Genomic DNA, 19,586 nt, shown 5'->3' with positions numbered 1-19,586 from the left:
CACGTGGTTATTGTCCGTGTTTAATTCACCTTCTTGATGCATTTTTTATTATTACCCTGAAAAGATACTGCCCATTATGAGCTCTGTTGAGATATTTTCCCCACAACAAACCACTGATAAGCCTCTAGATACTCAATCTCTAGGTTCTCAATCTTTAGCGAGCAAGTCGCAAGAGAAAAAGCAGCTTGAACTACTGGCACCCGCTAAAAATGCTGATTACGGCATTGAAGCTATTCGTCATGGTGCTGATGCTGTATATATTGGCGGACCTGCATTTGGTGCACGCCATAATGCCGGTAATAGTGTGGAAGACATTGCCAGGCTGGCAGAGTTTGCTCATCGTTATCATGCTCAAGTGTTTGTAGCGTTAAATACCATTTTAATGGATGACGAAATTGCCAAAGCGCAGGCACTTATTTGGGAATTATACGAAGCAGGTGTGGATGCATTAATTATTCAAGATATGGGCTTGTTGCAGTTAGATTTACCGCCAATTGCACTGCACGCGAGTACCCAAATGGATAATCGCACCCCAGAAAAAGCAGTGTTTTTAGAACAGGTCGGTTTTTCACAGGTGGTATTAGCCCGTGAGCTGAATTTACCGCAAATTAAAGAAATTGCAGCCAGTACGCAACTTAAGCTTGAGTACTTTGTTCATGGCGCATTGTGCGTCAGTTATAGCGGCTTATGTAATATCAGTCATGCGTTTTCTAATCGCAGTGCTAACCGTGGTGAATGTTCACAAATGTGCCGTTTGCCTTGCGATTTATCCACCCGTGATGGGGAAGTGTTAGCTGAAAATCAGCATTTGTTGTCATTAAAAGACAACAACCAAACTGAGAATTTAGAAGCATTAATTGATGCAGGCGTAACATCATTTAAAGTGGAAGGCCGTTTAAAAGATATTAGTTATCTTAAAAACGTCACCGCCCATTATCGCCAGCAGTTAGATGCGATTATTGATCGCCGCAGCGATCTTGAGTCAATGTCTCATGGTCGAAGCGAATTTACTTTTACGCCAGATCCTGAAAAAAGCTTTAACCGCGGTAAGACAGATTACTTTATTAATCAACGTACTGAGCAAATTGAGCATTTTAGCTCGCCAAAGTACATTGGTGAAAAAGTGGGGGTTATCACCAGTGTTGGCCGCGATTTTATTAAAGTCGATAGCAGTAAAGCGGGTAAAGCCGTTGAGTTTAATAACGGTGATGGCTTGTGCTTCTTTATTGATGGTTATCAAAAGCAGCGTTTATCTGATAACAAAACCAAAGGCTTAAGGGTTAACCGCGCTGATGGTAATACTTTATATCTGACCGATGTGTCGAAAGACTTAAAAGTCGGTGTGGAGTTATTTAGAAACTTCGATCATCAATTTGATGCTTTGCTATCAAAAGACTCTGCTAGCCGTAACATTGCGGTTGATATGGTATTGGCTGATACGCCGCAAGGCATTTCACTGACCATCAGTGACAAGCATGCCCATAGCGTTACAGTAGAGCTTGAGTGGGCAAAAGAGCCGGCGAAAGATTACGCTAAAGCAGATGCAAGCCTGCGAACGCAGCTCGGCAAACTGGGTAACAGTGACTATCAGTTACAGCAGTTAACGATTGAATGTGCTAATCGTTGGTTTTTACCAGCGTCAGTGATTAATGGTTTAAGGCGAGATGCCATTGCCGCCTTTCATGACGCCAGAGTAAAAGGCTACCAGCGACCACAGCGAGCTGAGCATGATAAGTCAGCGCGTTTCCCGCAAAAGTATTTAAGTTTTTTATCTAATGTTGCAAACGATAAGTCTCGTGAATTTTATGAGCAACACGGTGTGGTTCAAATTGAAGACACTTACGAGAAAAACAAACTATTAACCGATGCACCATTAATGGTGACTAAGCATTGCTTACGTTACAGCTTTAATTTATGCCCTAAAGAAGTTGAAGGCATTAAAGCTGACCCAATGGTGCTCGATATTGGCAAAGACCGCTTAAAGCTGGTTTTCGATTGCCTAAAATGTGAAATGATGATCGTTGGATCAAATCAATTAGTAAAGTAATCAGGTGATGTCATCTTATTACTCAATAACCATTATCACGCGCGATGCGTGGCGATAAATTTGTAGGAAAAAGCCCAAAATGACTAAAGCAAAAAAATATGATTTTAGAGTAAAACAAGTTGGTACAACTTGGAAAACTGAAATCACTCGTCGTATGACTGCAACTAAGACTATTGTGTCTAAAAGTCATGACGGATTTGCATCAGAAGCCGAGGCTGAAGCTTGGGGTAAGCAAGAGCTTCCCGCTTTTTTAACCACGCAAGCTGAACGCAATAAACGTAAAACAGAAAAACAACTTAAGGCTAAATCAATTGCAGATGCAATTGCTGCAGAAGCATTAACCGATGAAGCAGATGCATTATCAGATGATGCTAAGCAAATAGATGCTGCCGATAGCGCAGATGTTGTTGAAGATTAAGCGTTAAAACATTACAGTAATGCAACAACTTGGTGACAAGGTTTGCCGTATTTATTTTTGAATAAACCAAACTTCACCTTTCAGCACCAATACCAAGGACGAATTAGGTATGAAAGCTTGCTTTACGACAATAATATTTTCAGGGCTGTTGTTATTAGGCCCTGGAAATAAAGTAATGGCCAAAGAGTCACAGTCTTACCTCAATAGCACCACCAATCAATCAGCAGATGCAACTAACGCTGCAAAAAGAGAGTTATCAATATTTTCCAAAAGTGTGTCTTTTGAGCTGCCTATTGGCTGGAATATGGCATTTAATTCTAGCAAAGGGAATATGTATAAAGCTGAGTTTGTTCCTGCTGGAGAAAGTTTAAATAATTGGTCTGATTTATTCTGTATTCAAGGCTTTGAGGGCTTGGCAGAAAATATCGAGCCTGAGCGATTTTTAAATAATTTTGCTAGCACCTACCAAGACAGCTGCCAAGGTGAGGTGGTTTATGAGCAACTTGGAAAAACCCAGATGGGTGGTCAAGAAGCGTATCACGGCATTATCGGCTGTACCGTTATGGCTAACTTTTTACAGCAAGGTGGCTCAGTTAAACAGCAAGGTGAAATAGGTTATTACGCCGTAATTAAAGGCGTTGAAGACTTGTACTTTATGCATAAGTCTATGCGCGGCGATGTTTTTAATAAAAACTCAGCGCCATTAAAATCGACCAATCATCGTCAATTTATGTCGAATTTTAAGCAGTTACGATTCTAGACATTTTCTTTTTATCAATAATTGGTTTATCAACAATCCGCTTATCAGTAAGCGAGCTATTAATGAGTAATCATATTATTCAAACTATTTTTCAATAAGTTGAATAATATGATTGATTCATTTTCGTTATATCAAAAATCCCCATAAGCACGTTATACTATATCAGCTTGTTATATGGCTGCTTTAAGTCGTAGCAATCAAAAAATTTATATAATTTATCGTCAATTTATAGTGGTGCCTGTGTACGACACGGGATAATCGGGAAACTAGTGAAAATCTAGTACTGCCCCCGCAACGGTAATGGTGAGGACTGAGTGCGTTAAAGCTTGTAGCTGTGAAATTTAAGCTGCTATTTAACGTTAAAAATTCATGTTCGTCAGTAGCTTTGCTACTTTAACCTAAGTCCGGAGACCGGCCCTATAGATGATTTTGAGATTTCGGTGGGCAGATCTCGAAATGTAGCTCGTTGCTTGTAAATAATCATGGCTTATCGCTAACAGATAAATTTACGAGTACGATGCGCTGCGGCAAATATGCCCCATTTTTCCTTTCAGGAGTTAAAGGTAAATGGGTACAAATCTAACAAAAATCGCATCAGCATTAAGCCTAGTATTTGGTCTAGCTGCTTCAACAACCTCAGTTGTTTACGCTGACACCACAACAGACAATTCTGCCAATGCAGAGGTTGAAAAAATTGTGGTTATTGGTCGTCAAGATGCAAATCCTCTTAATATTGCAGCGAATGTAAATGTGATCGACCAAGCTGATATTCAGCTTAGTGGTGCGGTGAGCTTAACGGAGTTATTACGTTCTCAAGCGGGTATTCAAGTGTCTGATAACAACTCAGGTACGACTTTTGCCATGCGCGGTTTTTCAGCGTCTCAAGCCGCCAGCAATACCTTAATTTTGATTGATGGTCGCCGCTTAAACAATATTGATATTGCGGCTCCTAGCATTAATGCAGTGCCGTTAAATCAAGTTGAGCGGGTGGAAATATTATCAGGTAGTGCTGGGGTACTTTATGGCGATCAAGCTGTTGGCGGGGTGATTAACATCATCACTAAAGCGCCTAATAAAGACGGCGGCGGACTGCAATTAAGTGCTGGCAGCTTTGATACTTATGAAGCTAAAGGGGATATTTCAGGCAAAATTAATGACGCTTGGCATTATTACTTGGCCGGCAGTTACAATCAAAGTGATAACTATCGCGATAATAACGACAGTGAAACCGGCTCAATTCTAGGCCGTTTGCAATATCAAACTGATTTACAAAATTTCTTTGTTGAAGCCAGCTACTTCGATAATGATCGCCAGGCCCCTGGTGCGCTAACACTGGAGCAGTATCTGCAAGATCCAACTCAGGCCGCACCTTTTACCGATGATGATTATGTTCATGAAATGACCACAGCGCTGCGCAGTGGCTATGAGTACCAATTAACTAAAGAATGGGCTTTGGCCACTGATTTAACTTACTCTGATACTCTAACCACTAACTTTATTTGGGGCAGTGCTGGGCGTATCGAGCGAAGTTTATTAAGCTTTTCACCCAAAGCCACAGCAAATTATCAGCTAGATAATGGTGATTTAGACATTATTGCTGGGGTTGATTTAAGTATCGGAGAGGCCGATTTTGATACTGCTTACATTCAACGTAATAATGAACAGAAAGTGACCAGTGCTTATGTGCAAGCCTCAGTGCCATTAACGCAGTCATTATCCTATGTAGTTGGTGGGCGTTACAGTGAAGTGACAGATGACTTAACAGATCAATTATCATACGCAAATGGTGTTGAGCTTGATAATGATGCCCATGCATTTGAGTTAGGGTTAAATTATCGTCCAAGCCTTGCGCATCGTTTTTATATTCGCGCCAATGATAATTTCCGTTTTGCCAAAGTGGATGAGCAAGCCTATACCCCAATTACCACCCTTGGTCTTGATCCACAAACCGGCCGCTCATATGAAGCAGGTTGGGACTGGACCACTACAACACAAACCTTCAAATTAAACCTTTACCGTTTAGATTTGGAAGATGAAATTGTATATGACGCAGGGCGCACTGATGGTCCACAGGGCGGCGGTGCTAACGTTAATGCTGATGCTTCAACTCGTTTTGGCGTTAATGCCGCTTATGATGTGCAAATCGCTGCAGATTGGTTGCTGGGCGCATCATATGATTACATTGATGCTGAATTTACCGAAGGCGAGAACGAAGGCAAGGCGCTTTCTTGGGTTGCGGAGCATAATGCCCGTGCGTATGTGAGTTATGATATTGCCCAACAGTGGCAAATCTTCGCTGAAGGTATTTATACTGGTGAGCGTTATGTGGAAGGCGATAATGCCAATATCGACCCTAAATTATCAAGCTATGTATTGGCTAATTTAGCCATTAACTATACCCGTAATGAGTGGAGTGCCAGTTTACGTGCTGACAACTTGTTAGATAAGCAATATGTCAGTGCTGGCTATTATGTTCCTGAGGAATGGGGCGGCAGCGGTTATTACTCGGGTAATGGTCGCTCAATTCGCTTAACCTTAGGTTATCGTTTTTAAAATCCCTTTGTAATGAACTAACAGATAATAAGCGAAGCGTCTGATTTTTAGACGATAATAACTTGTTATCTAGCTAATTACACTGAAGATACTAAAGCCGACAAAGCACTTGTCGGCTTTTTGTCTTAATTAGCATTAATCACTTGACCTTTGTAGGGTTTCTATGGATAAATTCGTTAATCGAGAACGAAGAATTATACAGGGAAGCATCGCTTTATGACCTACCTTGAGCAGCAGGTACTCACTCAAGTAAAAGCTATTATTGGCAACGAAGAACAAGTCATTGGGCGCCGTGGTATTTTGATCCCTTTAAAAAAGGCCTTAATTAATGAAGCAGATATCCGCATTATTATCGATATCATTGCCAGCGATCCCGCGCTTGCCGCTCATTTACTTTGGCGCAGTAATACCGCTCAAGCTGGTGGCGTAATCGCGACAAAAAATCGCAGTATAAAAGATGCGCTTATCCGTTTAGGCCAAGTCAATATTTACCGCTATAGCTTCTCATTTTATCTAAAAGAACGCTTAGATGAATTACCTGAACCATATTGTAAATTAGTTAAGGGCTATTGGGCGCTTACTGAAAATATCGCTACCGATGCAGTGCATTATTTACGTGAGCTTGAAGACAATAAACAAGCTATAGATATTGATGCAGATGAACTGCAAACCTTGGCGCTATTTAGTGTATTTGGTCAAGTGATTACCTTAAGTGCGTTTGCATTTTTAAATGCCGCCTCAGAAAAGCCCATAGCATTACAGGTGATAAAAAAGCTCATTGATACCCAGCAGCAAAGTTTATCTATAGAAGCATTTGAGGCTCTTGGGTTAGATGATGAGTTACGGAATGAATTTATGGTGGCCCATAATATTAACCAAACGAGCAATGTAAACTCTGCAGGCTTAGTGCTTAGAGCTGTGCTGAGCAAACGTAATGTATTGATAAACCCAATTAATGAATCTAATTAATGAAGCTAGTATAGCGAGTTGATTTAATCCCATGACATAAAAAATGCCACCTTAATCGTGGCATTTTTTATGGATTTTTCACAACTTGTTTATGCACATTCTAAGAGCGATTGGTGCTTTTGACTTAATCTTTGTAACTTTAGCCCTTCAGCAGCCACTAAGGTTAGCCATTTTTGAATTAAATGGGTATTGGATGTATTAAGGCGGTAGGCTGCAAATAACGGCCTTTTTAAGCCTTCGCTGCCAAGTTTTACAGAACTTAAGTTAAGTCCATGGCCTTCATTAATTGACCAGCTTGGCAGCGCCGCTACGCCATCATTACAAGCAATACGTTGAAGCAGCATCGCTGTTAAGTCACATTGCTTTTGTTCACCCACCTCAACACCAGCAGGTTCTAAAAAGTGCTTATAAATATCAAGGCGCTGCAATGGAACAGGGTAAGTGATCAGTGTTTGCTTGGCGAGCTGCTCAGGTTTAATGAATGGCTGTTTTGCTAGAGGATGCTCATTTGAAACGACTAACTTCACTTCAAAATCAAACAAATGTTGATAGGCAAGTGCATGCCCTGGTACTGGATCTGAAGTGAGTACAATATCCAACTCACCAAGCGCTAAGGCATTTAATGAATCAAATAAATGACGGCTAGATAAATCAATACGGCCATCTGGTGCGATTTGTTTAAAGGCCTCGGTCACCGGCATTAACCAGCGAAAGCAGCTATGGCATTCAATGCCCAATTTTAAAGATTGCGCCTCTCCATCAAGGCCTTTTTTCAGATCTGATTCTGTCACCATCACTTTAGGGAGAATTTCCTCCGCCAAATTAAGTAGTCGAGTGCCTTCTTGAGTAAAAGATAATGGTTTGCTCTTTCGAATAAAAATAGACGAATTAATGCGTGTTTCTAATTCTTTTATTTGATGAGATAGCGCTGATTGAGTTACGAAGCGTTTTTTCGCAGCACCAGCAAGGCTACCACTTTCTTTAAGTGCCATCAGAGTTCGAAGGTGTCTCAGCTCTATCATATAATCCTCACATGAATTTTGCTCAACTTACGGGTGAAATCAATTCGGTTGCTTGTATCAAGACTACCACAACAAACTTCTAGACGTCCAGACGCCTGTGTAATTTATTTACGAAAATGTAGTCTCTTTGTTAACTTTTGTGATTATTTTGACGTGAAAATTACAGCTTTTGATTTTATAAAAAGTGACTTTAATAAGTGATCACTAGTTTAAAGGTCATTGAGAGAGGGCTTTTTGAGGTTTTTAATCTGCGACTACGCAGTTTTGCTAGGCTTATCTATACTCAGACTGGTATTGCTTTATTTAATTTCTATGTTGATTGAGTTTAAAATGACTGGAGTCATAAATGAGCCACACTTATAAAATTATTGAGTTAACAGGATCGTCACCTATCAGCTCTGATGATGCGATAAAAAATGCAATTGCAGCAGCTAATGAATCGCTTAAACATTTACGTTGGTTTCAGGTTGTTGAGACCAGAGGTCACCTAGAAGAAGGTTTAATTGCTCACTGGCAAGTCACTATTAAAGTCGGTTTTACTTTAGATCAGAAATCACCTCATTGAAGACGTGGTGTCTGAAAGATGACAATAAGTAAAAGGTTTAAGCGTCTCTAGGTAAGCCTTTTTCAACACTGCGGATCACTCGCAAGGTTTTACGGCTTAAATGACTTTTAGGCGCCGTTTTTGTTTTATCGTCAGGGGTTAAATCTTGCTGTTTAAGTGCTTGTTGCGCTAGTGCCCAATCAATATGTTCTATGACCATTTCATCGACTTCATCGCTACATCTGCGTAGGTTAAGCGCATCAATAATTTGCTGATTAAACGGCGCGTTACCTAAGGCAATCGCAATGTTTCTTAACCAGCTTTTATGGCCAATTCGACGTATAGGGCTGCCTTCTGTAAGTGATAGAAATTGCTTTTCAGTCCAAGCAAACAAGCTTAGTAAATCAGGTTGGATCAGTTGTTTACGAATATGAAAATCAGTTTGCTGAGTTAGCGGCGCTTTACTGTTAACAGGGCACACTAATTGGCAATCATCACAACCATAAATGCGATTGCCAATGGCTTGGCGAAATTCTTCAGGTATCACGCCTTGTAATTCAATGGTGAGGTAAGAGATACAGCGGCGACCATCGACGACATTGTTGTCTAATATGGCATTAGTCGGGCATGATTTTATGCAGGCTACGCAGCTATTACAGCTTTGGTGGATAGGAATATCTACAGGCAAAGGTAAGTTAATTAACACTTCGCCTAAAAAGAACCAACTGCCAGCCTCAGGGTTTAGTAATAATGAATGTTTACCTGTCCAGCCAAGACCTGCTTTTTCCGCTAATGGCCGTTCAAGGATTGGGGCAGAGTCCACAAACGGTCTGAAATCAATGCCATCAAGCCCTAAGTTATGGCAGTGTGACACGATTTTATCACCGAGTTTTTTAAGCTGTTTACGAATCAGTTTATGGTAATCTCTGCCGCCTGCATAACGAGAAATATAACCTAAGTTTGGGTCTGATAAGTTAGTGGCAAAGCCAGCTTGTGGCGGTAAATAATCCATCCGAGCACTGAGTACTCTGACGGTACCAGGGTGAAGCTCATGGGGGCGAGCGCGCATCATGCCGTGATTAGCCATGTAAGCCATTTCACCGTGATAACCATTATCGAGCCATTGTTGTAACTTGCTCTCTTCGCTTTTTAAATCGGTATCGGTGATCCCAAGCTGAGAAAACCCTAATTCAAACGCCCAGCTCTTTATTAAGTAAGCTAACTCCGCCATCTCAGTGGCTGAAAGCTTATGCGCTAATGGCTGTAATAGTCCTGAGGGGGTTGTGGCAGACTCCTTTTCCCTAGCATTAAGCGCAGTATTAGTATTAGCCGCTGGATTAGCATTAGGAGGTATATTTGAATTAGGCATGATGACAGCTATTTACGCTAGGTTAGTGATTCACTTTTCTATTATAACCTCTGTGAGTCATCATGGTAATACGATAGCTGATTTCGGCCATTTCTTTTGGCTTGGTAAAGCGCCATGTCAGATTTTTTAATCAGTTCTGATAATGTTTGTTCGTCATAATAAGTGCTTACTCCAGCACTGATAGTGACCTTTAGCTGCGGGCTAATAGCTGAGAAATCATAACTTGATACTTGGTCGATGATCGCTTGTGTGAGTGAAATCGCGGCAGTAGAACGGATTTGCGGCAGCAACACTAAGAACTCTTCGCCACCAACCCTGCCGATGACAGCATTTGGTGGCAGCTTAGCACGACAAGTTTTGGCTATCGCTTTCAGTACGCGATCGCCAGCATCATGACCATAGCTGTCATTAACTTGCTTAAAGTGATCGACATCAAAAGACACAATAGCCAAAGTTTGCTGATTGATTAAGGCATTATTAAATAATTGATTTGCCTGTTGATACAAGGCAAGGCGGTTTGGCAACTGGGTTAGTAAATCGGTCAATGCTAACTGTTTAAATTGTTTCGACTTCTTGTTTGAGTAGAGAGTAAATATAAACAGTAATATTAATGACGCACCGCCCAGTATTAGTGCAATAATTTGTAATCTTTTATTGTCTTGTTGGGTGACTAACTGTTGCTCTTTCAGTAATTGGAATGCGATCAATTTAGCATTTTCAGCTTCAATTTTTTCACTATCAAACTTGACTAGCATTTCAGTGCTGCTTTGATTTTCCATCGCCTTATCAATTAGCTGATGTATCTCATACAGGCTAATTTGTGCGTCATAGGCTTGCTGCCAATCTTGTAAGGATTCATATATCTCTATTTTTGATTTGAGTAGCATTTCATGGCCGCGCTTATTGTGATTGCGCTCAAACCCTGCGGTAGCTTTGTCTAAATAAGGTATTGCTTGCTCTTCGAGCCCTAACCCATGTTTCGCTTGGGCAAAGAACAATTGCATAAAACTATAATGAGTATCTACATTAGGGCCGATGACATCTTCATATTCCTTGAGATAATCAAGGGCGAGTTGATATTTACCTAGTTCAATAAGTGAATACGACATATCTACAGCTACCCGTGCAGGGTATGTAGGGTCGGTATAGATAGTCTGAAAATAGTCCAATACGGTTAAGTAGTGGTCGGCAGCTTTTTGGTATTGGTGTAAATCTTCATAGGCATAGGCCATGTCCATTTTTACCATCATGGCTAAATCAAGCTGGTTGCTCTTGGTAAAGGCTTGCTCAAGCTGGAGATAATATTTTAGGGCGGTGTCCGTTTCGCCCATACGGCGATAAGTGACCGCTAAATCTAGTAGGCTGAGGTGCTGTCTAGTGGGTAAATCAAACTCTTTATACAGCTCATGAGCCAATAATAAGTTTTTCAGCGCCATCGCGAAATCAGCGGTATAGGAGGCGATTTGACCAAGCTGTGAATAGGCATCAGCCATTAAGCGGCGATTGTTAATCCCTTCTGCTGCTAACAAACTTTCACGAATAAGGGCATTTGCCGCTGAGGTATCGCCGCGGTAACGCATGATAGTTGCTTCACAGAGTTTCAACTCTATTCGAGTACTTGTTGGCATTGCTGGGTAAGTTTTTAAGGTATCAATAATGAACTGATCGGCTAATTTATTTTCATCGCCATGGAAAACATTATGACTAAGACACTGTTTAGGCAGTAACAAGTAAGTGCGTTCGATATCTTCTACATCGAGCAAGCTTTCAAGGTCTTTAACCATTTTCGGAAAACTAGGATCGTTAATATCGGTTTGATCGGCGGCGTTAAAGAGTGTATCAAACTCAGGGTTTTCTATTTTGGCAAAGCTTGAGAAACTCATACTGAGCATAGTTAAACCTAAGCCAATAATGAGCAATGGCTTACGAACTAGCATTTGGATAAATAGGCTTTTTTGATTGCAGCAGTTCATGTATCAATGGCCCTCCTTAATGATGTCTGGGAGGTATTGATAATGCCTATAGCAGTCTCTGCCGTTATTTTTGGCTTCATATAGGGCAATATCAGCTTTTTTCAAAATAGTAGAAATACTGCTTTCATCAGTCGCGCTAGCAATGCCGATACTGACTGAAAATATCAAGCTATCGTTTAATTGCGGGGAACTCACAAGTTTCATTTTGTGATTAATCCGCTCAGAGAAAGCCATAGATTGCTCAATATTTGTCTTTGGCATAATGATCAGAAACTCTTCACCACCAATACGCGCCACAGTATCTTCCTCGCGGCAATTTTGCTGACAAGTTTGAGCAATGAGTTGTAGTGCTATATCACCGATGTCATGGCCGAATCGGTCATTGACACTCTTAAAGTGATCTACGTCGATAAGTAAGATAGAAAATTGCACTTTTTGCTTTAGCAGCTTTTGCATGACCTCGTAGGCATGTAAGCGATTAGGGATGTTGGTGAGTGGATCTTTTAATGCTATTTGTCGATATTGTTGTGACTTTTTTTGCAGCTTAATAATTAAAATAATTAATATTAACAAGAAGATAAGTGTCATTGCGAGGGCGGTATATTGTAATTTTTGCTGAGTTTTTACGGCATTAAGCTGAATGTCTTTAAGCGCTTGGAACTCAATTAACTGTGCTTGTTTATCTTCTAGGTTATCTGAGTCAAACTTGAGTCTCATGTCGGAATTATAGGTGTCCAGCCTTAATTGATCGAGTTGTTTGTGAATGCTTAAGAACTGATGGTGCCAGTAGTTAGCTGACTTATAATCAGCTTGGATAGCAAATAACTGACTGGCTAACTGATAACTAATAGCTAAACCTTTTTGCATATTATACTTTTGAAAGTTAGCTGTTGCTGCATTGAAATGCTCAAAGGCGCTAGCATAGTTGCCTTGTAACATGCGCAGTTCTAAATAATAGCTATGCATATATCCATAGTGAGAGTACATCTCGGGGGTCATGTAAGGTCGAGCTTGATTTAGCCACTTTTCTGCTTCTGCTAATCGGCCAAGTTTAATCAGCGGCGCTGACATATCAATCGCAACTCTAGCGGTGTAAAGCGGATCATTGATCCCCTCGATGACCTGATAGACTTTTTCAAAGTATCCCAGTGCTTGCTGATAATCACCACTATCTAGTTTTATATAAGCTAGGGAGTTTTCAACGTTGGCAAGTAACATTAAGTCTCTGGTTTTATTAAGGTAACCCTTTATTCTGTTGTAGTAATAAAGTGCTTTTTCGTTATCGCCTGAGCGCCGGTAAATACCTGCTAAATTCAGTAAGTCTAAGCTAGCTGCATGCTGTAAGCCTATTTGTTGATTGAGCTCAAAAGACTGAGTGAAGCTATCAATCGCTTTGGAAAACTGACCTTGATAAAGTGCTTGTTTGGCAATGTTATTATGGGCTTTGGCGATGATATGCTTGTCATTTAGTGCTAAGGCTTGTTCAAGTGCAGCCTGATTTAGTTTAATCGCGCTGCTATGTTGGTCAAGGTATCTGAATGCTTTTGAACGACATAAATTCAGCAAAATTGGAATTTGTGGACTAAAAAAAGATTGCTGCTCAATGTTGTTTGTCGTGGTAATAAAGTTGTTGTTTTGCTCACTGTCACTGGAGCTAAAGGTTTTACATTGCTCAGTAAGTAACAGCTGCTGGCGCTCAATATCGTTACTGGCAATAATGTTCTCGAGTTTGAGTAATGTTTGCTCTATGACAAGTAAATCTGTGATCTGTTCTGTTTTTAATTGATGGAACAAGTCATCAGCTGCCTTGTTATCAAAAGTAAAAGCAGTCACTGAAGCACTATTCAGTAAACCGACTAATACCAACAATAACAGCAGCTGATTGATGTAACGACTCACCTGGTGACAGTAAAGGCCGTTAAAAACGCTAATTGTTGAATTATAATTATTATGCAATTTTTTATACTTGCTTTACGCAGTTCCTTCATGCTGTTTTTGTTTGTTAACTAAGGCTGTAAACTGGCTTGTTAACTCGCAACAATCCTTTTAAGCACAACTTTTACAAAAGTGCTAATCAACTTGAGCAAAACAGTGCTCAGTGCTTTTTATTGTTAGGCTACAGGTTAAAAATTGGCCGCTTTGCTTAATATCGGCCATGCAACTTTTCCCTGAATTAATATTTTTGTATTTTATTATTTAGTATTTGATAACAATATAAAAAGTTCAATTAGCCACTAGGATCAATAATATCTTTTTTCTGCAGGTGAGTATCAACAAATTTACTTAACTTTACTAACTTATTGTTATCAGCTTGGTAACTATTGCTGGTGCAGCTATCTAGGTATGTCGAATTACGTAAAGCTGCATAAATCGTTAAGCAGGCATAAAAGTTAATAAAAAAAGAGATAAGATCTATATCAAAGATTGCTAATTTAACTTACTGGCTTCACAACATTATGACAGAAATTTTGGTTTGTTCAATCAAAGCTGAATAAGTAGCGCTGTTATGGCTAAGCTTCTGTTTAAAAGGGTAAATAAATAAGTATGTGTCACGCAAAGAACACTTCAGCCTGTGCTTTTGTTAATATTTACTCGCGTTTTTTTGTTTAAATGCACTGTGAGGTAATCTGATTAATTGTTTATTTCATCTTTTAAAAATAGCTGTTGCTAATATAGTTCGTTAACTGTGTTTACCATAGTGAAAACACCTTAAAAAGAGTCGATAAATGTTAAAAGCATCATCATTCATGAGTCAAGTTGTTTGCATTCATTTTATGTGTTTAACGGGCCACTTTTAATGTAACTGGATAAGATCACATTATTGACTGGGTAGGTATTTGCAGCTTCACAAAAACAACCAATATATATGTCTATAACCTATAAAGGCGTTGATAATATCGTTTATACTAGTCTGTTGCTAAATAACATAAAGCTTAAAGGTTTAATGGCAGTATTTTCTGCGATAGAAACCTTATGCCTGTGCCATTTTAAGTGCTGTTAATGCGACTTAGTTACTCAAACTGCGTTAATCACATGAATTCATGGCGCTAACTTAATCATTGAAATAGAGAACAAACTAATGAGTCAACTAAGCGAAGAGTATAAAGCAACAGCAAAGCAGATTTCTTTTAATGTCGCTAATAAAGTGCTGCCGATGGATAAATTACCAGAGACTTTACTTGAGGCTTATGAAGGTTTGTTTAATGAGCTAATTGAAGACAAGGCTGAGTTATTTGCTAAAAGCTGGCAAGCAATGCCTGCGAGTGCACAAAAATTACTGCCCAAGGCAGAGTTTCATGGTTTTTATATTGCCAATGCGTGGATGCAGTTAAGCCGTGTTGCCCAAGAAATTGCAGATGAGGCTGAGTCAGAAAAAGAAATTGATGAAAAAGAATATGATGGTGTATTTGGCCGCTTGGCAGAGCAATCATTAAAAGAAAGTATTAGAAAATTAAAAAAAGCACGTACAGATCGCTCAATGCTTAATAGCTTTAAACAAGTTATGTCTGCTTAACGCTTGCTGAAATGTTTGACTGGAGAATAAATGACACTCGCGTTACGTAAACAAATAAACTGGCCCTGTGAATTGAGCGAAAGAACCAAAGCTGAGATCATGGATATTGCTGTCGATGATCAAGGCATTGAGAAATACAGTAACCTACTGGCTGATGACAGTGAACGGGGGTATTTTTACTGTATCGATGGTCTGGGTACATTTGCCACCACCAGTGCTGATAACCGCCCTTTAGCGAGTTTTATATTTGGTAAAGAAATGTGGGTTGGGGCTGTAGCGGTTGAGATTTTCCCTAAAATTAGTCTTTATACCAATGAACTGGAACCGATCAACAGCTTGTTTTTCCCTAAATGTGAACTCACTGAGTTAGCTAACATTAACCCTGAGATTTATAAGTTTATTTATAGCATTATGCGCCGTAATACCCCTAAACTGGTTCAAGGTATGCACTTGTCATTTTATGGTATTGAAGAACGTATCATTCATTTTTTATTAGAATTAGTACGTGCTAAACGCATGATTGATTTGCCCGTTATTGAACTAAAAATCACCCAGCAGCAACTGAGTGAAATTGCCAATGTAAGTCGCCCTCGAGTCAATGAAGTACTCAATAAGTTGGCTGAAGATGGCTATATTGATTTAGTCAGAGGCAAGATGATTATTTTAGATTATACAAGGTTGTCAGAATTATTAGCGCTACGAGTGACAATGTAATACGAGTGATTATGTAAAACGAATGACTATGTTATACGAGTGAATTGTCACAATCTCGACGGGTTTATAGCTGCTATTCGGGTTAGGTTGTGAGCTGGCGTTAAATGAAAAAAAAGGGCCTTCTTTGTAGAAGGCCCAAGCACTAGTTTGGAATGCTATCCTAGTGTAGTTTACGGCGACGTTTAGCGCCTAATGTGCCGAGTAATATCAGACTTAAGATCCCCATGCTAGCGCCTGTAACTGCAGCATGAAGATAAAAACGCTACTTCAATTCGATATTGCCGCTTATGGTATTAACGCTAAATTTACCTGTGGCATCGCCGGTTGTAAATTGGATGCTTTCTCTTGCTGAATACTTAGTTTTTAGCGGTTTATCATCGGTTAATTCGTTATTAATATCGCCTCCTGGGCCACCATCAATCTCAAATGTCAGGTTAGGCATTTGAGTGAATTTGACTTCAACATCACCGCTAACCGTATCAAATGATGCCTTAGTGACTTTGGCGCTTAAACTGATGTCGATATCGCCACTGACACTGACAATTTTGATTTTTTCTACCGCGCTAAAGTTGCCTTCAATATCACCTGATACTTGATCGATACTAAGCTTAGTGACTTGGTTATCTTTAGACTCTAACTCGCCACTGACGAGGCGATACTGAGCTTTGCCTGCAGAGCTTTTATCCTTGATATCGCCAGAAACGGTTTCTAATTCAAGCTTGCCATTGAGCTTGTCTGACTCAATATTGCCTGACACTGTTTGTAGTTTTATGTCGCCATCCATGTGGTTAGCTTTTAAGTTACCACTGACTAATGCCAAGTCTATTTCGCCTGACAGATTTTCAATCTTGTAATCTGCTGAAACCCCTTCAGCTTCAAGCATTAGCTTTATGGGTAATTTGATGACTAAATTTGAGCCATCTTCATCATGACCCCGATAGCTGTTGGGTAGCTTATCTTCAATAGTGATTTGATTGCCTTTTTGCTCAAAGATAAACCCTTCAGACAATTCATCTAACTGACCGGATACTGTGATGAGGTCTTTGTCCCAGCCGATGATCTCTACTTTGCCGCGCTGCACTTTTAGCTCAATTTGTGGTTTCGCATTAACCGTCATTTCTTGTTCAACGGATTGTGCTGCAAAGGCCATTGTTGATGTCATGAGTGTTGTTGTGAATAGCAGGCTGCCGCCAATGATAAGTCGGCTGATAAACTGACTAGTTTGATTGTTCATATGGAATTTCCTTGAGTCGATGGAGTCGTGTTAATTGGGGTGCGTTGTTGCTGTTGTAACAGCTGTATTTCGCGCTTCATTACCCATAACCATAAATCCCACACTTGCTTGTTATTGGGATCGCTTTTAAGGGCTTTTTGGATCTCTTTTGATGCAAGCTGCAATTCGCTATAACCCTTATTGAATGGATTAGTAAGGTCATCAAGCTGCATGCCAACAGTATATTTGTTGTCATCAAAGCCATTAATTTGCTGTTGATGGGTCAGGGCTATTTGATCAACCAAGGCAATTAAATCTTCAGTAGACTGATTGCTAAGGGCATTTGTGACGGTGATAGGCTCAAGGCTTGGCTTTTGTGCTGTAGGGCTTGTTAATAGCCAGCCTAATACCAATACAAAACTAATACTGGCGGCAACGGCAAGATGTCGCCAGTATTGCGAGTTAGCGCTGCGGTACTGAGTTGCAGCATCAGTTTGCTTTGCTGGCACTGAAGAATTTGTTGGGGCGCTTATTTTCGCCTCAATGTCTTGCCATAGATCTTTGTTTGGTGAGATCTCTTTTGGCAAGCTATCAATAAGCCTTGTTAATTGTTGCTGCTGATTGCTATTTTTCATGCCAACATCTCCTGTAGCATCTGCTTTGCTCTGTGGTATTGGGCTTTACTGGTGCCAACGGCAATATCCAAAATCTGCGCAACTTCATCATGTTGATAACCTTCAATTGCGCACAGTACAAACACCACGCGGGTGCGTTGTGGCAGTTGCATAATTAATTTATCAAGGCGGTGATACTCTTGATGGCCGTTTTGCGTTTGATGATTTTCGCTGAGACTTTGATGATGCTCACTCAAGCTCGATTCTGGTAAAAATCGATGCCAAAAGCTTTGCTTTGCTTTCATGCTGTTAATAGCTTGGTGGACACACAGCTTATATAACCAAGTCGTAAACTGACTATCGCCATTAAACTGATTTAGCTTTTGCCATAATCTGACAAAGCAGTCTTGGCAAATTTCATCGGCATGATCAGCGCTACCACTTAAACGCAAACAAATTGCATACACACGGCCTTGATGGCGCTGATAAAGTAGCTTAAACGCTGCTTTATCGCCGCCCTTAGCTTTCGCCACTAAAGCGTCATCTAAGCAGGCATTATTGATTTCACCAGCTTCAGCAGCGCGAGTATTACTGCTGAGTTGATTATCAATGTCTGTGATATTGCTTGAGGTTAAGTTCACCAATTATTCCAATGTGATGTGAGTTACTAGATTAGACATTAGCAAGTTGCTAAAAGGTTTACTTGATTAAATAAAATATTTTTTTGATTACTATGGGGAGTCAAAATGCTGAAAAGCATCTGCTTGAGTAAGCTTAGGTGTGAAAGGTTAAAGTGAAAATTTTAAGTGGAAGCAAGTAGGATAGGGGCTTGGCACAACTTTAAGGGCTTTATGGTTATAAAAACAAAAATGCCCAATGGTGAATTGAGCATTTTATCAGTGCGATTAACTTTAATTACCGGACTTAAGCAACTAGCCTTTAGGACTATTTGGCGACAATCGTGTTAACGCCATCTGGGCTGCCAACCAGCAATACATCAGCACCGCGGTTAGCAAATAAACCATTAGTGACCACACCAACAATATCATTTAATTGCTTTTCTAAGGTTTTAGGATCAAGAATGCGGTAGTTGTACATATCCAAAATTACATTACCATTGTCAGTGACGACACCTTCACGGTAAACCGGATCGCCACCTAATTTTACTAATTCACGAGCAACGTAAGAGCGCGCCATTGGGATCACTTCAATAGGCAGTGGAAACTCACCTAAAATCTCAACTTGCTTGGTATTATCAACAATACAAACAAACTTTTTAGCCACAGCCGCGACAATTTTTTCACGGGTTAATGCCGCGCCGCCGCCTTTAATCATGTCCATATGGTCATTGATTTCATCAGCGCCATCAACGTACACAGATAGATCTGAGACACTATTGAGATCAAATACTTCAATGCCTAAACTTTTTAGTTTTTGGGTTGAGGCTTCAGAGCTTGATACGGCGCCTTCAATGTCATCTTTCATTGTCGCTAACGCATCAATAAAGTGATTAACCGTTGAACCTGTTCCAACACCAACAATTGAACCTTCTTCAACATATTTAAGTGCAGCCCATCCAGCGGCTTTTTTCATTTCGTCTTGGGTCATATCAACATCCTGAGGTGGCAATCTACCAATGGTAAGTAATAAATTTGGTTAAGTATAACAAATGCTAAGCCATAGCAGGTACGTTGTTGGCTGATTTATTAACTGGCAGTTACACGAATCGTTACACTCAAGAGTTATAAGTGTATTGCCATATGCGTCAGTAAATCCCTATATACTTAACTTCGGTAAATAATATAGCTAAGCCATATGGGCGAGAAAATCAGCTTTAAGGAGTGATGGAGCTTAATAGGCAAGAATAAGCTGCATT

At 40.1% G+C, this 19,586-nt stretch carries 16 protein-coding genes, 1 pseudogene and 1 riboswitch; of the genes and pseudogenes, 8 read left to right on the top strand and 9 right to left on the bottom strand.

Annotated features, from left to right (window positions below):
* Nucleotides 1-76 precede the first annotated feature (76 nt).
* The 5 genes from Q4533_RS15200 to Q4533_RS15180 all read left to right on the top strand — a co-directional run bounded on the left by Q4533_RS15200 (nt 77) and on the right by Q4533_RS15180 (nt 6,747).
* The gene (locus Q4533_RS15200; protein ID WP_303503134.1) at nt 77-2,047 is read left to right on the top strand and encodes a U32 family peptidase; all 1,971 of its coding nucleotides are present in this window, start codon (nt 77-79) and stop codon (nt 2,045-2,047) included.
* Nucleotides 2,048-2,126: 79 nt separating this feature from the next.
* Entirely contained in the window at nt 2,127-2,465 is a 339-nt protein-coding gene (locus tag Q4533_RS15195; RefSeq protein WP_102440458.1) for a DUF3622 domain-containing protein, read from the top strand.
* 175 nt (nt 2,466-2,640) lie between these two features.
* Nucleotides 2,641-3,225 carry a hypothetical protein gene (locus tag Q4533_RS15190; protein ID WP_133126429.1) on the top strand — a complete coding sequence of 195 codons (585 nt, stop codon included), beginning with the start codon at nt 2,641-2,643 and terminating at the stop codon, nt 3,223-3,225.
* Nucleotides 3,226-3,440: 215 nt separating this feature from the next.
* Nucleotides 3,441-3,660: riboswitch (cobalamin riboswitch) on the top strand.
* Nucleotides 3,661-3,792: 132 nt separating this feature from the next.
* Complete coding sequence (locus Q4533_RS15185; RefSeq protein WP_303503132.1) at nt 3,793-5,778, top strand: TonB-dependent receptor; 1,986 nt, start codon at nt 3,793-3,795, stop codon at nt 5,776-5,778.
* A gap of 216 nt (nt 5,779-5,994) precedes the next feature.
* Entirely contained in the window at nt 5,995-6,747 is a 753-nt protein-coding gene (locus tag Q4533_RS15180; protein WP_102476285.1) for an HDOD domain-containing protein, read from the top strand.
* Between the two features lie 89 nt (nt 6,748-6,836).
* Here the strand turns inward: Q4533_RS15180 and Q4533_RS15175 are convergent, their stop codons facing one another.
* Nucleotides 6,837-7,769, bottom strand: coding sequence for a LysR family transcriptional regulator (locus tag Q4533_RS15175; RefSeq protein WP_102440462.1), 933 nt, complete (start codon nt 7,767-7,769; stop codon nt 6,837-6,839).
* A 346-nt stretch (nt 7,770-8,115) separates the two neighbouring features.
* Between Q4533_RS15175 and Q4533_RS15170 the strand changes: the two genes are divergently transcribed.
* Nucleotides 8,116-8,334: a dodecin gene (locus Q4533_RS15170; protein ID WP_076541563.1), complete on the top strand. Its 219-nt coding sequence runs from the start codon at nt 8,116-8,118 to the stop codon at nt 8,332-8,334.
* Between the two features lie 37 nt (nt 8,335-8,371).
* On the opposite strand, the gene queG is transcribed toward Q4533_RS15170, so the two are convergent.
* The 3 genes from queG to Q4533_RS15155 all read right to left on the bottom strand — a co-directional run bounded on the left by queG (nt 8,372) and on the right by Q4533_RS15155 (nt 13,554).
* Nucleotides 8,372-9,544, bottom strand: coding sequence for a tRNA epoxyqueuosine(34) reductase QueG (gene queG / locus Q4533_RS15165; RefSeq protein WP_303503187.1), 1,173 nt, complete (start codon nt 9,542-9,544; stop codon nt 8,372-8,374).
* 179 nt (nt 9,545-9,723) lie between these two features.
* Nucleotides 9,724-11,655: a tetratricopeptide repeat-containing diguanylate cyclase gene (locus Q4533_RS15160; protein ID WP_303503130.1), complete on the bottom strand. Its 1,932-nt coding sequence runs from the start codon at nt 11,653-11,655 to the stop codon at nt 9,724-9,726.
* A gap of 3 nt (nt 11,656-11,658) precedes the next feature.
* Entirely contained in the window at nt 11,659-13,554 is a 1,896-nt protein-coding gene (locus tag Q4533_RS15155; protein ID WP_303503127.1) for a tetratricopeptide repeat-containing diguanylate cyclase, read from the bottom strand.
* A gap of 1,180 nt (nt 13,555-14,734) precedes the next feature.
* On the opposite strand from Q4533_RS15155, the gene Q4533_RS15150 reads away from it, so the two are divergent.
* Complete coding sequence (locus Q4533_RS15150; RefSeq protein ID WP_102440466.1) at nt 14,735-15,169, top strand: DUF3069 domain-containing protein; 435 nt, start codon at nt 14,735-14,737, stop codon at nt 15,167-15,169.
* A 30-nt stretch (nt 15,170-15,199) separates the two neighbouring features.
* The gene (locus Q4533_RS15145) at nt 15,200-15,883 is read left to right on the top strand and encodes a Crp/Fnr family transcriptional regulator (protein ID WP_102440467.1); all 684 of its coding nucleotides are present in this window, start codon (nt 15,200-15,202) and stop codon (nt 15,881-15,883) included.
* Between the two features lie 160 nt (nt 15,884-16,043).
* On the opposite strand, the pseudogene Q4533_RS19695 reads toward Q4533_RS15145, so the two are convergent.
* The 5 genes and pseudogenes from Q4533_RS19695 to rpiA form a co-directional block, all read right to left on the bottom strand.
* A pseudogene (locus Q4533_RS19695) lies at nt 16,044-16,115 on the bottom strand (GlyGly-CTERM sorting domain-containing protein); the annotation flags it as partial.
* A 30-nt stretch (nt 16,116-16,145) separates the two neighbouring features.
* The gene (locus Q4533_RS15140) at nt 16,146-17,117 is read right to left on the bottom strand and encodes a DUF4097 family beta strand repeat-containing protein (protein WP_241903591.1); all 972 of its coding nucleotides are present in this window, start codon (nt 17,115-17,117) and stop codon (nt 16,146-16,148) included.
* On the bottom strand, nt 17,114-17,731 hold the full coding sequence (locus tag Q4533_RS15135; RefSeq protein ID WP_102440468.1) for an anti-sigma factor: 618 nt from the start codon (nt 17,729-17,731) through the stop codon (nt 17,114-17,116). Before Q4533_RS15135 ends, Q4533_RS15140 begins: the two co-directional genes overlap by 4 nt.
* The gene (locus tag Q4533_RS15130) at nt 17,728-18,273 is read right to left on the bottom strand and encodes an RNA polymerase sigma factor (RefSeq protein ID WP_102440488.1); all 546 of its coding nucleotides are present in this window, start codon (nt 18,271-18,273) and stop codon (nt 17,728-17,730) included. Before Q4533_RS15130 ends, Q4533_RS15135 begins: the two co-directional genes overlap by 4 nt.
* Before the next feature lie 382 nt (nt 18,274-18,655).
* Entirely contained in the window at nt 18,656-19,318 is a 663-nt protein-coding gene (gene rpiA / locus Q4533_RS15125; protein WP_102440469.1) for a ribose-5-phosphate isomerase RpiA, read from the bottom strand.
* Nucleotides 19,319-19,586: the final 268 nt, after the last annotated feature.

The sequence above is a fragment of the Shewanella sp. 6_MG-2023 genome (assembly GCF_030547195.1).
Classification (GTDB): domain Bacteria; phylum Pseudomonadota; class Gammaproteobacteria; order Enterobacterales; family Shewanellaceae; genus Shewanella.
The sequence above is the reverse complement of the archived record's forward strand: the minus strand, read 5'-3'. Positions and strand labels throughout refer to the sequence as shown.

What these genes read in the sequence shown, in the direction of transcription:
- Q4533_RS15200 (WP_303503134.1), top strand. Translation starts at nt 77, where the DNA reads ATGAGCTCTGTTGAGATATTTTCCCCACAACAAACCACTGATAAGCCT.
- Q4533_RS15195 (WP_102440458.1), top strand. Translation starts at nt 2,127, where the DNA reads ATGACTAAAGCAAAAAAATATGATTTTAGAGTAAAACAAGTTGGTACA.
- Q4533_RS15190 (WP_133126429.1), top strand. Translation starts at nt 2,641, where the DNA reads ATGGCCAAAGAGTCACAGTCTTACCTCAATAGCACCACCAATCAATCA.
- Q4533_RS15185 (WP_303503132.1), top strand. Translation starts at nt 3,793, where the DNA reads ATGGGTACAAATCTAACAAAAATCGCATCAGCATTAAGCCTAGTATTT.
- Q4533_RS15180 (WP_102476285.1), top strand. Translation starts at nt 5,995, where the DNA reads ATGACCTACCTTGAGCAGCAGGTACTCACTCAAGTAAAAGCTATTATT.
- Q4533_RS15175 (WP_102440462.1), bottom strand. Translation starts at nt 7,769, where the DNA reads ATGATAGAGCTGAGACACCTTCGAACTCTGATGGCACTTAAAGAAAGT.
- Q4533_RS15170 (WP_076541563.1), top strand. Translation starts at nt 8,116, where the DNA reads ATGAGCCACACTTATAAAATTATTGAGTTAACAGGATCGTCACCTATC.
- queG (WP_303503187.1), bottom strand. Translation starts at nt 9,544, where the DNA reads ATGGCGGAGTTAGCTTACTTAATAAAGAGCTGGGCGTTTGAATTAGGG.
- Q4533_RS15160 (WP_303503130.1), bottom strand. Translation starts at nt 11,655, where the DNA reads ATGAACTGCTGCAATCAAAAAAGCCTATTTATCCAAATGCTAGTTCGT.
- Q4533_RS15150 (WP_102440466.1), top strand. Translation starts at nt 14,735, where the DNA reads ATGAGTCAACTAAGCGAAGAGTATAAAGCAACAGCAAAGCAGATTTCT.
- Q4533_RS15145 (WP_102440467.1), top strand. Translation starts at nt 15,200, where the DNA reads ATGACACTCGCGTTACGTAAACAAATAAACTGGCCCTGTGAATTGAGC.
- Q4533_RS15140 (WP_241903591.1), bottom strand. Translation starts at nt 17,117, where the DNA reads ATGAACAATCAAACTAGTCAGTTTATCAGCCGACTTATCATTGGCGGC.
- Q4533_RS15135 (WP_102440468.1), bottom strand. Translation starts at nt 17,731, where the DNA reads ATGAAAAATAGCAATCAGCAGCAACAATTAACAAGGCTTATTGATAGC.
- rpiA (WP_102440469.1), bottom strand. Translation starts at nt 19,318, where the DNA reads ATGACCCAAGACGAAATGAAAAAAGCCGCTGGATGGGCTGCACTTAAA.